Origin of the sequence: Gordonia sp. McavH-238-E, assembly GCF_022348225.1 — a bacterium.
GTDB classification, from domain to species: Bacteria; Actinomycetota; Actinomycetes; order Mycobacteriales; family Mycobacteriaceae; genus Gordonia; species Gordonia terrae.
This window is the reverse complement of the sequence record NZ_JAKRFE010000005.1, coordinates 258598-271348: the sequence shown is the minus strand read 5'-3', so window position 1 is coordinate 271348 and position 12751 is coordinate 258598. Positions and strand designations below refer to the sequence as shown.

The window sequence follows — 12751 nt, the reverse complement described above, 5'->3', positions numbered from 1 at the left end:
GTGCGCATCCTGATCGCGCCGGACTCGTTCGGCGACACCATGTCCGCGGTGGTCGCCGCGCACGCGATCGCGCGCGGGTGGACTGCCGCGCGGCCGGATGACGAACTCGTCGTGGCCCCGCAGTCCGACGGCGGACCGGGCTTCGTCGACGTCCTGGCGTCGCGATTCGGGACCGTGATCACCGAATCGGTGTCCGGCCCGCTCGGCGCGGGCGTGCGTGCCCGGTGGCTTCTCGACGAACCGTCGACCGCCTACATCGAGTGCGCGCAGGCGTGCGGTCTACATCAGCTGGGCGGTACGCCGACGCCGCGCACGGCGGTGGCGGCCGACACCCGAGGTGTCGGTGAGCTCGTCGCGGCGGCACTGGCGCGCGGGGTGGACCGGATCGTGATCGGACTCGGCGGCAGTGCGACGACCGACGGCGGTGCCGGCCTGCTGGAGGCCCTGGGCGGCGGCGATCACGCCCGGCGGCGACTTCGCGGCGTGGAGCTGATCGCGGCATCCGATGTGGAGAACCCGCTCCTGGGCCCGCTGGGCGCGGCGGCGGTGTTCGGTCCGCAGAAGGGCGCCGACCCGGACACCGTCGCCCTGCTCGCCAGGCGGCTCGACGACTTCTCGCGCGTCCTCGGTGACCTCGCAGGTCGGGACATCGCCGACGAGCCGGGTGCCGGTGCCGCAGGTGGTCTGGGTGCGGCGCTCCTCGCGCTCGGAGGCGTCCGCGTCTCCGGCGCCACCGTCGTCGCCGACGCGACCGGCCTGGCTGCCGAGGTCGCCGCGGCCGACGTCGTCGTCACCGGGGAGGGCAGGTTCGATGCGCAGACGCTCCGCGGCAAGGTCGTCTCCGCACTGCACTCCGCTGCCTCGTCGCTCGGCGCTCACGGTGCCGGAGCGGCGACGATCGTCCTCGCGGGACAGGTCGCCCTGAGCCCCGACGAGATCGCCGAGGCCGGTGTGGCGGCGGCGCACGCGATCGTCGACGTCGCGGGCTCGGTCGAGGTCGCGATGGCCGATGCGGAGAACCAGCTCGTCGCGCTCGCCGAAACGGTGGCGTCCGATCTCGATGACGCGCACCGCTGATCGCGCCGATGTGTCGAGCCGAGGACCCGGCCGGACCTCGGGGAAACGCCCGTCCGACTGGACGGGAATACCACGGGGAGGAGTACGGTTGTACGCACGGGCACAACCGGTCGACCTCCCGGCGAGCGGGGTGAATCCCGAACGGCCGTGCGGGGCGCAACCCATCACGACGGCATCGGGCCACATTGCACCGGGACCACACCACTTACAGGAGCATCCATGACCGTGCAGAACGAAACGAGCACAGCCACGAGCACCGGCGTCGTCCTCAGCGACGCTGCCGCGTCCAAGGCCAAGGCGCTGCTCGACCAAGAGGGCCGCGACGACCTCGCGCTGCGTATCGCCGTCCAGCCGGGTGGTTGCGCGGGCCTGCGGTACCAGCTCTTCTTCGACGATCGCACCCTCGACGGTGACATCACCACCGACTTCGGCGGCGTCACACTGGCTGTCGACCGGATGAGCGCGCCCTACGTGCAGGGAGCGACCATCGACTTCGTCGACACCATCGAGAAGCAGGGTTTCACCATCGACAACCCGAACGCCACCGGCAGCTGTGCCTGCGGCGACTCGTTCAACTGACACGTCGACACACGTCAGACGCTTTCCGGCACCGGCCGCATCCCATGGGGGTGCGGCCGGTGTCGTATGTCGTGGGGTGAGTAGCGTGGACACCTGTCTGTGTCATCACCTACCCGGGTCATCACCCATTCGGGTCATCACCTGGCGGTCACCACCTGCTGGGCACTATCTGTCGGGCAACCACATGAAGGGCTGAGATCTCCAGTGGCAATCGTTGTGTGCGGCTCCATCGCAACCGATCATCTGATGAAGTTCCCGGGCAAGTTCTCCGAGCAGCTGCTCGGCGACCACCTCGAACACATCTCCCTCAGCTTCCTCGTGGAGGACCTCGTCGTCCGGCGCGGTGGGGTCGGCGGCAACATCTGCTACGCGATGGGTCAGCTCGGCGGCGCCCCGGTCCTGGTCGGGGCCGTCGGGTCCGACTTCACCGAGTATCGCCAGTGGCTCGAGTCCAACGGAGTCGACTGCCGCGGTGTCCGCGTGTCGGAGTCCCATCACACCGCGCGGTTCATGTGCACGACCGACGAGACGATGGCCCAGCTGGCCACCTTCTACGCCGGTGCGATGAGCGAGAGCCGCGACATCGCCCTCGCCGAGGTGATCGCCGAGGTCGGCACGCCCGACCTCGTCCTCGTCGGTGCCGACGACCCGGCCGGGATGATCCGCCACACCGAGGAGTGCCGAACAGCGGGTATCCCGTTCGCCGCGGACCCGTCGCAGCAGCTGGCCCGCCTCGACGGCGAGCAGACGCGCACCCTCATCGACGGCGCCGCCTACCTGTTCACCAACGAATACGAGTGGGGTCTCCTCCGTCAGAAGGCCGGGTTGTCCGAGGCGCAGGTCGCCGAGATGGTCGGGGTCCGGGTCACGACGCTCGGCAAGGACGGCGTGGAGATCGTCGACCGCGACGGCACCCGCATCCATGTGTCCGTCGTGCCGGAGACCGCGAAGGTCGACCCGACCGGCGTCGGCGACGGATTCCGGGCCGGGTTCCTGTCCGCGCTGTCCAAGGGACTCGGTTTCGAGCGCGCCGCGCAGGTCGGGTCGATGGTCGCGGTGCTCGTGCTCGAGACCGTCTCGACACAGGACTGGGCCTGGGACTCGGACTCGGCTCTCGCCCGGATCGAAGGCGCGTACGGCGCCGAGGCCGCCGCGGAGATCAAGGCGGCGTTCGCCGGCTGAAGTCCGGTCTGCCCGGGGTGGTGACGCGTCTGACGTTGCCACCCCCGCCCCGGCGTGAGACGTTGGAACGGAGTCCCGATCGAGGACTCCCGGACGAGGGGTGCTGTACCCGGTGTGCGACAAGACGGCCCGTGGGAGGTCGTCATGTCATGGCTCGTTCTCGTCGTGTCGGGTGTGTTCGAAGCAGTGTGGGCCACCGCGTTGGGTCGGTCGGAGGGCTTCACGAAACCGGGGCCGACGGGCTTGTTCCTCTTCGCGCTCGCCATCAGCATGGCCGGACTGGCCTATGCGATGCGCGACTTGCCCGTGGGCACCGCCTACGCCGTGTGGGTGGGCATCGGGGCTTCGCTCACCGTGGTCTACGCCATGCTCACCGGTGGGCAGCCGGTGTCGGTGTTGCGGGTGTTCTTCCTGCTGATGATCGTCGGCGGGGTCATCGGTCTGAAGCTCGCGAACTGAGTGCACGACCGTCGAAGCCGCCCCGGAAATGGGCCCTGCGTGGCGAAGTCGGTGACGTATCGTGGTCGACTGCGCTGTGGCCGGCGATTTCCGGGGCGGGTTGTGTTGCCGGAGAACGACTCTCGGACTAGACCCGCACCGGATAGGTGTGGTCGATGATCTCCGGGACGATCGTGCCCTCGACGAAGATGCCGTGCCAGACCATGAACATCAGGACCGTCCAGAGCCGGCGGCTGTTGTCCACCACGCCTTCTCGATGCTCGTCGAGCATCGCGATCACCGCGTCCTTGGCGAAGATGTGATCGGTCTGGGAGTGCGTGATGGTCTCGTGCGCCCAGTCGTACATCTCGGTGCCGGCAAGCCAATGCCGGATCGGAACCGGGAAGCCGAGCTTCTTGCGGTGCAGGACGTGCGCCGGGACGATCTGCTCCAGTGCCTTGCGCAGCGCGTATTTCGTTGTGCCGTGGGCGATCTTCTCGTCATGGGGGAGGCCCTCGGCGATCGCGAAGACCTCCGGGTCGAGGAACGGCACCCGCAGCTCGAGAGAGTTGGCCATCGTGATCTTGTCCGCCTTGACGAGGATGTCGCCGCGCAGCCAGGTGAACAGATCCAGATGCTGCATGCGGGCCACCGGATCCCACCCCTCGCTCATCGCGTAGATCGGGGCGGTGACGTCGGTGTGGGTCCATTCGGGGCGGTAGTCGCGCAGGACCGCGCGTAGCCGCGCGTCGTCGAAGCTGCGGGCGTTGCCGTAATAGCGCTCCTCGAGTGTGAGCGAACCGCGGTGCAGCAGGCTCTTGCCGCGCGTTCCCTCCGGGATCCGGTCGGAGATCTTCCCCGCCGCGCGACGCAGCGGCCGCGGCAGCCGATCGAAGGCGGCCAGGGACAACGGCTCCTTGTAGATCGTGTATCCGCCGAACAATTCGTCGGCGCCCTCGCCGGAGAGCACGACCTTGACGTGCTTACGTGCCTCGGCTGCCACGAAGTACAGCGGGACGAGCGCGGGGTCGGCGACCGGGTCGTCGAGGTACCAGACGATCGAGGGGATCGCCTCGATGAACTCCGACGGTCCGACGACCTTCACCACGTGGCGAGCGCCGATCGCCGCCGCCGACTCGGCGGCGACGTCGACCTCCGAATAACCCTCGCGCTCGAAGCCGGTGGTGAAGGTGATGAGGTCCGGGTTGTGCCGGATCGCCAGCGCGGCGATCGCCGTCGAGTCGATACCGCCGGACAGGAACGACCCGACCGTCACATCGGCCCGCATGTGCTTGGCGACCGAGTCGGCGAGTACGTCGGCGATCTCGTCGTAGCGCTTCTGCCGGGTGGCGTCGGTGACCGGGCGGACGCCGAACTGGGGAGTGAAATAGCGCCGGATCGACAGCGGACTGCCCGGTGTCGCGGTGGCATGGCAGCCCGACTCCAGTCGCCGGATCGAGGCGTGGATCGTCTCGGGTTCCGGGACGTACTGCAGCACCGTGTAGTGCTCGATCGCTCGGGGATCGAGTTCCGTCGACAACCCGATGCGTTCGATCAGTTCGAGCAGACTCTTCTTCTCGCTGCCGAAGACGAGCCCGCCGGGGCCCGATGCCACGAACAGAGGCTTGATGCCGAAGGGGTCACGGGCGAGGAAGAGCGAGCGGTTCTCGGTGTCCCAGATCGCGAACGCGAACATGCCGCGCAGCCGCCGGACCGCGTCGGGTCCCCAGTGATGGAAGGCCGCGACGATCGCCTCGCTGTCGCCCTCGGTGCGGAACAGCGCGCCCTCGTCCCGGGCGAGCTCGGCCCGGATCTCGAGGTAGTTGTAGATCTCCCCGTTGAACACCAGCGCATACCGATCGGGATTCTCCGGCGGACCCCAGCGCAGTGGCTGATGCGAGTGCTCGATGTCGATGATCGAGAGCCGGTTGAAGCCGAACACGATGTCGTCGTCGTGCCAGGTGCCGGGTTCGTCGGGTCCGCGATGCCGCATGCAGTGCGAGGCCACCGCCACCGGATCGACGACCTCGGCGGCCGTTCCGTCGGATGTCAGCAGGCCGAGCAGACCACACACGTCTCGTTCTCTCCATTCGGTAGCCAGTCCAGGCGCAGGTTCCGACGCGGCGTCGGACCGCGTCCGAGTATGCCTGAAGCGGCCGGTCGTGTTCCGACACGGCGGGGTCGGGTGACCCGCGTGGCCGCGACGTCGTCACCGGGTCGCCGACATCGGTTCGAGGCGGAAACCACGGGGACACGACCGGATCGCGCCCCGATTCCGACAGCTTCCGCGGGTTGGTCTACGCTGCGTAGTACTAGGTGCAAGAATTGCTGTGTGTCCACGGCAAGACCTTGCCCCGTGCAGGTCATGTGGCATGCACTCACCTCGGCGCGAGGGCGCCGGTGAGCGAGCAGGAAGGCGTGAAATTGGCACACGGTGGACGGCCCCGAGCGAGGCGTGTCTCATCAGCGTCGCGGACGATGAAGCGACTGGCATTCGTCGCCACTCTCGGCCTCGGCGCACTGCTGATGTCGGGTTGCGACGCCAGTGAGGCGATGCGTTTCGGTTGGCCCGAGGGCGTCACGCCCGATGGCAAAGAGATGGTCGATCTGTGGACCTGGTCGGTCATCGCAGCGCTCGTCATGGGCATCCTGGTGTGGGCGCTGATCTTCTGGACGATCACCTTCCACCGTGCGAACGACGCGAAGAAGGGCGTGTTCCCGCGCCAGACCGCATACAACGTGCCGCTCGAGCTCACCTACACGGCGATCCCGTTCGTCATCATCGCGGTGCTCTTCTACTTCACGGTCATCGTGCAGAACAACGTCGAGAGCAAGAACGACGACTCGAAGGTCGTCGTCGATGTGACCGCGTTCCAGTGGAACTGGAAGTTCGGCTACAACCAGGTCGAGTTCTCCGACGGCACGACCTACAACGGTTTCGAGCAGAACGGCAACCCGTTCGAGGTCCAGGCCCAGACCGGTAGTGGCGCCGAGACCGAACACGCCGGCAGCGACGAGGGTGGCGAGCACGGCGAGCTCCCGGGTCCCGCCGGTGGCCGTGACGACGACATCCGCGATTACCTGAAGTTCGACAAGATCGAGACGGTCGGCTCGTCGTCGGAGATCCCGGTGCTGGTCCTGCCGACCGGTAAGCGCATCGAGTTCAACATCGCCTCGGCCGACGTCATCCACTCGTTCTGGGTGCCGGAGTTCCTGTTCAAGCGCGACGTCTTCCCGTTCCCGGAGCAGAACGCGACCGACCCGGTCTTCCAGATCAAGTCGATCGACCGGACCGGCGCCTTCGTCGGCCGCTGCGCCGAGATGTGCGGCACGTACCACTCGATGATGAACTTCGAGGTCCGCGCGGTCGCCCCCGAGGACTTCGACAGCTACATCCGCTTCCGTGAGGCAAATCCCGGTGCCACCAACGCCGAGGCTCTCGCGGCGATCTGCCAGGCCCCGGAATCGGTCACCACGGTGCCGTTCGACACCCGCCGGGCCACCGACGGAACCGTCGGCGCAACCGGTGACCCGGACAACCCGACCCTCGCCAACTGCACCAAGAAAGTGAGCTGACGATGAAGATCGAGGCACGCCTCTTCGAGATGCTGACCGCCTTCTTCTTTCTGACGGGCGTCGCGTACACCCTGTTCACCGCTTTCACCAGCAAGGGCATCGAGTGGGTCGGCGTCGTCGGCCTGTTCTTCGCGGCCGGCCTGACGCTCATCGCGGGCACCTTCTTCCGCTTCGTCGCCCGACGCGTCGAGATCCGCCCGGAGGACTACGAAGACGCCGAGATCGAGGACGGCGCCGGCGAGCTGGGCTTCTTCAGCCCGCACTCGTGGTGGCCCATCCTGATCGCGCTCGGCGCCTCGACCTTCGCGGTCGGCTTCGCCACCGGCAACTTCTGGCTGTCGATCTTCGCGGCGGTGGTCATCATGGGTACGGCCGCCGGACTCGTCTTCGAGTACCACGTCGGTCCCGAGAAGCACTGAGCCGCCGCGGTATACGCGGTCGACGAACACATACGAAGCGCCCCACCGGATTCCGGTGGGGCGCTCTCGTGTCGCCGGTGTGTCCCGCCCGCAACGCTCGGGCGGGCCACCCGGATCGGAGCTCAGGGCCGCCGGGGGGCGACGGGCCGGAACACCTTGAGGGCGCGGTAGTCGACCCGGAAGTCGGCGTGGGAGTACGAATCCTCGACCTCGCCGTCATGCGACACGGCGACGGGACCGTCGACCGCGGTGAACCGGAACTCGGGCACCTGCATCTCGTGGTAGAGGTGCGAACGTTCGAGGCGTCCGACGGCGAGTGAGCCGAGCAGCCGTAGGGTCGCCCAGCGGTGACCGGTCTCGAGGATGCGCACGTCGAGGAGACCGTCGTCGAGTCGGACACGACGGGTCGGCAGGAATCCGGTCGGCTGGTAGATGGAGTTGCCGACGAGGAACAGGGACGCGTCGAGCACCCGTCCCTCCACCTCGATGCGTACGTGCGGATCCTTGCGGAGGACATGGAGTACGGCGGCCGCGGTCGCGAGAGGACGGCTGATCCGACGCTGTAGGCGCCGGCGGACCCGGACGAAGTCGGGGTGCGCGCCGATGCTCGCCGTGTTCAGGATCAGTCGGGAATCGTTGAGCCACACCGCATCGACACGTGACGCCGACCCCGAACGGACCGCCTCGATGGTGGCCTCCACCGTGCCGCAACCGATGTCGCGGGCGAAGTGGTTGAAGGTGCCCGCGGGGAACACCGCGAGCGGGATGTCGGCGGCGAGTGCCGGCCCGGCGGCGCACGCCACGGTACCGTCGCCACCCGCCACCCCGAGGATCGTGGCGCGCGTCGCGACGTCGGCGAACACGGCCGCCATGTCGTCGGTCTCGTCGAGCTCGATGATCTCGGCGGCCGGCAGTCGGCGGCGGATCTCCTCGAGGACCCGACGCCCACGGCCATCCGCGGAACCTGGATTCACGACGACGACCAGACCCACGCCGTCCGGGTTGCGGTCCGCGTCGACGACCGACGGGGCGGCCAGGGACAGCGACGGTTCGGTGATGGGCGGTACGACGCGCGCACCGATGGTCGCGATCGCGGCGCCGATGCCGAGCCCGGCGACCACATCACCGGGGTAGTGGGCCCCGGTGGCCACCCGGGACAAGCCGACCAGCCCGGCCAGTGCGGACAGCAGGAGACCCGCCGGCGGGTTCTCGACGGCAACACCGACGGCGAACGCCGCAGCGCTGGCCGAGTGACCCGAGGGCAGGGAGTTCGACGTCGGGCGCCGGCGGCCGCGTCGTGGCACCGGGATGAGCCCGTGGGCCGGACGCGAGCGGCGACGCACACGTTTGGCGCCCTGGTTGGTCACCAGGCTCGTCACGGCGAGCGAGACGATGCCGCGCGCGGCACCGCGCTGCAGCGACGGACGTCCGGACACGGCGAGCCCGGCCGCGATGGCCATCCACAGCTTGGAGTGGTCGGCCGCCCGGGTGAGCGCCGGCATCGTCACGTCGAGCAGCGGGCTCGGTGAGCGGGCGATCGAATCGTAGATCTCGGCGTCGAGAGTGCCCATCCCACGGGTGATCTGGGACAGACCGGAACTTCGGGGCGGTCGGTGCATGGGGTCCACCGTGCCACATCGACGAACGGTGCCGGGCGCTGACGCGGGGGAGGGGAGTGGTTCGACCCGGAAACGCACCGCGGGCCGTCGTGCACCCGATGGTGCTCGACGGCCCGCGGTGGGTCGTGCGGTGGGACTTCTCGCGTGGCTACTCGCCGAAGGGGTTGCCGCCCTTGGCCTGTAGCTCGCGGAGAGCCTTGCGTTCGCCTGCCTCGATCTCGTGCTCGAGTTCGACGTTGCGCAGTTGCTCCTCCAGCGGATCGGCCGTGAGGATCGAACCGGTACCCGGTGCGCCCGCGGAACCGAGCTTGTTCATCCGCTTCGGCAGCGCCGCACCCTCGTAGGGGAGCGGGATCGGGTGTCCGTGGCTGTCGACCGGGCCGAGCGGCTGGTGGACCTCGATGTACTCACCCTGCGGGAGACGCTTGATGATGCCGGTCTCGATGCCGTGTGCCAGGACCTCGCGGTCGCTGCGCTGCAACGAGAGCGCCCAACGGTAGGTGATGAAGTACACCAGCGGCGGCAGGATGATCAGACCGATGCGTCCGATCCAGGTCGTCGCGTTGAGCGAGATGTGGAACTTGAACGCGATGATGTCGTTCATACACGCGATCGTCAGCAGGATGTAGAACGAGACCGCCATGGCGCCGATCGCAGTCCGCACCGGTGCGTCACGAGGACGCTGCAGCAGGTTGTGGTGCGCATCGTCGCCGGTGAGCTTCTTCTCGATCCACGGGTAGGCGAACATCAGGCCGAAGATGATCGTCATGATCAGCACGACCCAGTTCGACATCGGCACCGTGTAATTGCCCAGGTAGAGCTCCCACGCCGGGAACAGACGTATCAGGCCGTCGGTCCACATCATGTAGATGTCGGGCTGCGAACCCGCGGAGACCTGTGCCGGGTTGTACGGACCGATGTTCCAGACCGGGTTGATCTGGAAGATGCCCGACATGATCGCGAGCACGCCGGTGACGAAGGCGAACATCGCGCCGGCCTTCGCCGCGAACACCGGCATGATCCGGACACCGACGACGTTCTTCTCGGTGCGGCCGGGGCCGGGGAACTGCGTGTGCTTCTGGTACCAGACGAGCGCGAGGTGCGCACCGATCAGCGCCAGGATGATGCCCGGGAAGAGCAGGATGTGCAGCACGTAGAGGCGCGGGATGATGATCACGCCGGGGAAGTCGCCGCCGAACAGCGCCCAGTGAATCCAGGTGCCGACCACCGGGATACCGAGGACGATGCCACTCATCGCGGCGCGGACGCCGGTGCCCGAGAGCAGGTCGTCGGGGAGCGAGTAGCCGAAGAAGCCCTCGAACATCGCCAGGATCAGCAGGAGGCAGCCGATGATCCAGTTGGCCTCACGCGGACGGCGGAACGCACCGGTGAAGAAGATGCGCAGCATGTGCACGATGATCGACGCCGCGAACAGCAGTGCGGCCCAGTGGTGGATCTGACGGACGAACAGGCCACCGCGCACCTCGAACGAGATGTTCAGCGTGGTCTCGTACGCCTTGGTCATCATCACGCCGTTGAGCGGCTGGTAGGCGCCGTCGTAGACCACGCGCGTCATCGACGGATCGAAGAACAGCGACAGGTAGACACCGGAGACCAGCAGGATGATGAAGCTGTACAGCGCGATCTCACCCAGCATGAACGACCAGTGGGTGGGGAAGACCTTGTTGATCTGGCGACGCATACCCGCGGCCAGGTGATACCGCGAGTCGACTTCTTCGGCTTGAGTGCCGAGGCGTTCGGCGATGCTCATGACTTACGCTCCCAGAATGCCGGTCCTACGGGCTCGATGAAGTCGCCTGCGGCAACGAGGTAACCCTCATTGTTCACCGTGATCGGCAGCTGTGCCAGGGCACGGGCGGCCGGTCCGAAGATGGGCTTGGCGTACTCGAGTGCGTCGAACTGCGACTGATGGCAGGGACACAGGATGCGGTTGCTCCGCTGCTCGTAGAGCGACGCGGGGCAGCCGAGGTGGCTGCACACCTTGGTGTAGGCGAAGTAGTCACCGTAGTTGAAGCTCTCCTGACCCTTGCGCTTGACGGCACGGGCCGCGTCCTCGGGACGCAGACGGATGAGCATGACGGGGTTGCGGACCTGGTGCAGGCCCTCCTCCAGCAGGTGGCGGGAGTGCTCGGACTCGCCGAACCCGTCCGAACGACGCCAGGGGAACACGGTCTCCATACCGCCTGCGTCGAGATCTTCCGGCCGGACCAGGGCGACCTGGAACGGATTGCCGGTGTCGCGCCGCAGGTAGATGGTCTCGTTGGGAGCTTCCGGCGGGTTGTAGATCGGCGACCATCCCGAGTGCCACAGCGGCGAGTCGGCACCCTCGGCCCACGGGTTCTTGATGAATCCGCCGAGGAAGGCGACCAGTCCGGTGAGCGCGAACGCACCGAGACCGAACCCGGCCGAGCCGATGATCATCTTGCGGCGACCGAGGGTCGAGGTGGTGCCGGTGTCCTGCAGCAGGCCGACGATCGTCTTCTTGTCGACCTCGGCCGATCCACCGTCGTGCCGGTCCTGGACCGAGATCTCCGCCGGGATGAACTTCTTGGTGATGAGGATCATCGCGACGCCGATGGCGAACACCGAGAGGCCGAACGTCACACCGAGGAGCGGCGTGTTGAACGTGTACCACCAGTAGTTCGGGTCATCGGGGAGCGCGAACTCCCAGTGGTTGAACAGGAAGATGCCGAGGCAGGCCAGGGCGGAGACGCCGGCGATGGTGAACCAGATGGCCACCTGACGCTCGGCGCGCTTCTCGACCCGGGTACCGGGCACGGTGTAACGCTCGGACCGGTGGATGATCTCGACGCCGTCGAGATTGGTGCCGAGTTTGACGAGCTCGTCGGTGCTCATCTGGTCGAGTTCGTCCCGCGACGGGACATCCTTGTCGTTCGCGCTCATGCTCGAGATCCCATCCACATGGCGCCTGCGACGATGGCGATGACGCCGACGAACCACATGACCATGCCTTCACTGACCGGGCCGAAACCGCCGAGTCCGAGTCCGCCGCTGGGCTTCGCCTCGGTCGCGTACTTGACGTAGGCGATCACGTCCCTTTTCTCTTCCGGATCCAACTGGCGGTTCGAGAACTTGGGCATGTTCTGCGGACCGGTCAGCATCGCGGTGTAGATCTGTGCCTCGTTGACCCCGTCGAGGTTCGGCGCGAACTTGCCCGAGGACAGCGCTCCGCCGCGCCCGGTGAAGTTGTGGCACGACGCGCAGTTCAGGCGGAACAGTTCGCTGCCCCGGCCGATGCTGTCGCCGCGCAGGGACTCCTGCGCGACCGAGCCGTCGGCGTTGCGCGGGACCTGCGGTCCGCCGCCCTCGGCCTGGATGAAGGCGCCGAGCTGGTCGATCTGCTCGGTCGTGAACTTCGCGGGCTTGCGCTGGGCCTGCGCCTCGCCGCGAGCCGCGGGCATACGTCCGGTCGAGACCTGGAAGTAGACGGCGGCGTCACCGACGCCGAGCAGCGCGGGACCACGATCGGGCACACCCTGGAGGTTGGCGCCGTGGCAGGTGATGCACGAGGTCTCGTAGAGCTTCTGACCGTCGTCGATCATCGCGGCGTTGCTCTCGTCGGCGACCGCGACCTGGGGGTCGGGGGTCAGGACCGAGGCGAGGACGCCTGCCATGACGAGACCGGCCAGCAGCACGATGGTGCCGGTGGCGCGCCGACGGAGCTTGCGTCGTGTCTTGGCGCGGCGGCCGGCGTCGCGTGCAGAGGAGCGTCGGGCCGAGGCATCGGGTCCGACCTCGGTGCCGCTATCCGACGGACGCGGTGGAGATGAACTCATCTGTGACTCTCTACTAAGCGGGACGGGCTGTTGTTCTAGAGCG

Annotated in this window: 11 protein-coding genes and 1 riboswitch; of the genes, 6 read left to right on the top strand and 5 right to left on the bottom strand. The window is 67.6% G+C overall.

Annotated features, from left to right (window positions below):
- From MHN80_RS09295 to MHN80_RS09280, 4 genes are all read left to right on the top strand, one after another.
- Nucleotides 1-1077, top strand: a complete 1077-nt coding sequence (locus tag MHN80_RS09295; protein ID WP_239401091.1) for a glycerate kinase — start codon at nucleotides 1-3, stop codon at nucleotides 1075-1077.
- Nucleotides 1078-1296: 219 nt separating this feature from the next.
- Nucleotides 1297-1656: an iron-sulfur cluster assembly accessory protein gene (locus MHN80_RS09290; protein ID WP_004022921.1), complete on the top strand. Its 360-nt coding sequence runs from the start codon at nucleotides 1297-1299 to the stop codon at nucleotides 1654-1656.
- Nucleotides 1657-1860: 204 nt separating this feature from the next.
- Entirely contained in the window at nucleotides 1861-2838 is a 978-nt protein-coding gene (locus MHN80_RS09285; protein ID WP_239401089.1) for a carbohydrate kinase family protein, read from the top strand.
- A 67-nt stretch (nucleotides 2839-2905) separates the two neighbouring features.
- Nucleotides 2906-2972: riboswitch (guanidine-III (ykkC-III) riboswitch) on the top strand.
- Nucleotides 2973-2982: 10 nt separating this feature from the next.
- The gene (locus MHN80_RS09280) at nucleotides 2983-3297 is read left to right on the top strand and encodes a multidrug efflux SMR transporter (RefSeq protein ID WP_239401087.1); all 315 of its coding nucleotides are present in this window, start codon (nucleotides 2983-2985) and stop codon (nucleotides 3295-3297) included.
- Between the two features lie 127 nt (nucleotides 3298-3424).
- On the opposite strand, the gene asnB is transcribed toward MHN80_RS09280, so the two are convergent.
- Nucleotides 3425-5350 carry an asparagine synthase (glutamine-hydrolyzing) gene (gene asnB, locus MHN80_RS09275; RefSeq protein ID WP_004022918.1) on the bottom strand — a complete coding sequence of 642 codons (1926 nt, stop codon included), beginning with the start codon at nucleotides 5348-5350 and terminating at the stop codon, nucleotides 3425-3427.
- A gap of 404 nt (nucleotides 5351-5754) precedes the next feature.
- Between asnB and MHN80_RS09270 the strand changes: the two genes are divergently transcribed.
- Both MHN80_RS09270 and MHN80_RS09265 read left to right on the top strand, forming a co-directional pair.
- The gene (locus MHN80_RS09270) at nucleotides 5755-6852 is read left to right on the top strand and encodes a cytochrome c oxidase subunit II (RefSeq protein ID WP_004022917.1); all 1098 of its coding nucleotides are present in this window, start codon (nucleotides 5755-5757) and stop codon (nucleotides 6850-6852) included.
- Nucleotides 6853-6854: 2 nt separating this feature from the next.
- Nucleotides 6855-7271 (top strand): cytochrome c oxidase subunit 4, encoded by a 417-nt coding sequence (locus MHN80_RS09265; protein ID WP_004022916.1) that lies wholly within the window; start codon nucleotides 6855-6857, stop codon nucleotides 7269-7271.
- 122 nt (nucleotides 7272-7393) lie between these two features.
- On the opposite strand, the gene MHN80_RS09260 is transcribed toward MHN80_RS09265, so the two are convergent.
- From MHN80_RS09260 to MHN80_RS09245, 4 genes are all read right to left on the bottom strand, one after another.
- Nucleotides 7394-8890: a bifunctional phosphatase PAP2/diacylglycerol kinase family protein gene (locus MHN80_RS09260; protein ID WP_374206322.1), complete on the bottom strand. Its 1497-nt coding sequence runs from the start codon at nucleotides 8888-8890 to the stop codon at nucleotides 7394-7396.
- Nucleotides 8891-9038: 148 nt separating this feature from the next.
- Nucleotides 9039-10661 carry a cytochrome bc complex cytochrome b subunit gene (locus tag MHN80_RS09255; RefSeq protein WP_004022914.1) on the bottom strand — a complete coding sequence of 541 codons (1623 nt, stop codon included), beginning with the start codon at nucleotides 10659-10661 and terminating at the stop codon, nucleotides 9039-9041.
- A complete protein-coding gene (locus MHN80_RS09250) occupies nucleotides 10658-11815 on the bottom strand; it encodes a ubiquinol-cytochrome c reductase iron-sulfur subunit (protein WP_004022913.1) in 1158 nt (385 codons plus the stop codon). Before MHN80_RS09250 ends, MHN80_RS09255 begins: the two co-directional genes overlap by 4 nt.
- Nucleotides 11812-12708, bottom strand: a complete 897-nt coding sequence (locus tag MHN80_RS09245; protein ID WP_004022912.1) for a cytochrome c — start codon at nucleotides 12706-12708, stop codon at nucleotides 11812-11814. Before MHN80_RS09245 ends, MHN80_RS09250 begins: the two co-directional genes overlap by 4 nt.
- Between the last annotated feature and the right edge of the window lie 43 nt (nucleotides 12709-12751).

Bases quoted from the DNA above. Each gene is read 5' to 3' on its own strand.
- MHN80_RS09290 (WP_004022921.1), top strand. From the start codon at position 1,297: ATGACCGTGCAGAACGAAACGAGCACAGCCACGAGCACCGGCGTCGTC.
- MHN80_RS09280 (WP_239401087.1), top strand. From the start codon at position 2,983: ATGTCATGGCTCGTTCTCGTCGTGTCGGGTGTGTTCGAAGCAGTGTGG.
- MHN80_RS09270 (WP_004022917.1), top strand. From the start codon at position 5,755: ATGAAGCGACTGGCATTCGTCGCCACTCTCGGCCTCGGCGCACTGCTG.
- MHN80_RS09265 (WP_004022916.1), top strand. From the start codon at position 6,855: ATGAAGATCGAGGCACGCCTCTTCGAGATGCTGACCGCCTTCTTCTTT.
- MHN80_RS09260 (WP_374206322.1), bottom strand. From the start codon at position 8,890: ATGCACCGACCGCCCCGAAGTTCCGGTCTGTCCCAGATCACCCGTGGG.
- MHN80_RS09255 (WP_004022914.1), bottom strand. From the start codon at position 10,661: ATGAGCATCGCCGAACGCCTCGGCACTCAAGCCGAAGAAGTCGACTCG.
- MHN80_RS09250 (WP_004022913.1), bottom strand. From the start codon at position 11,815: ATGAGCGCGAACGACAAGGATGTCCCGTCGCGGGACGAACTCGACCAG.
- MHN80_RS09245 (WP_004022912.1), bottom strand. From the start codon at position 12,708: ATGAGTTCATCTCCACCGCGTCCGTCGGATAGCGGCACCGAGGTCGGA.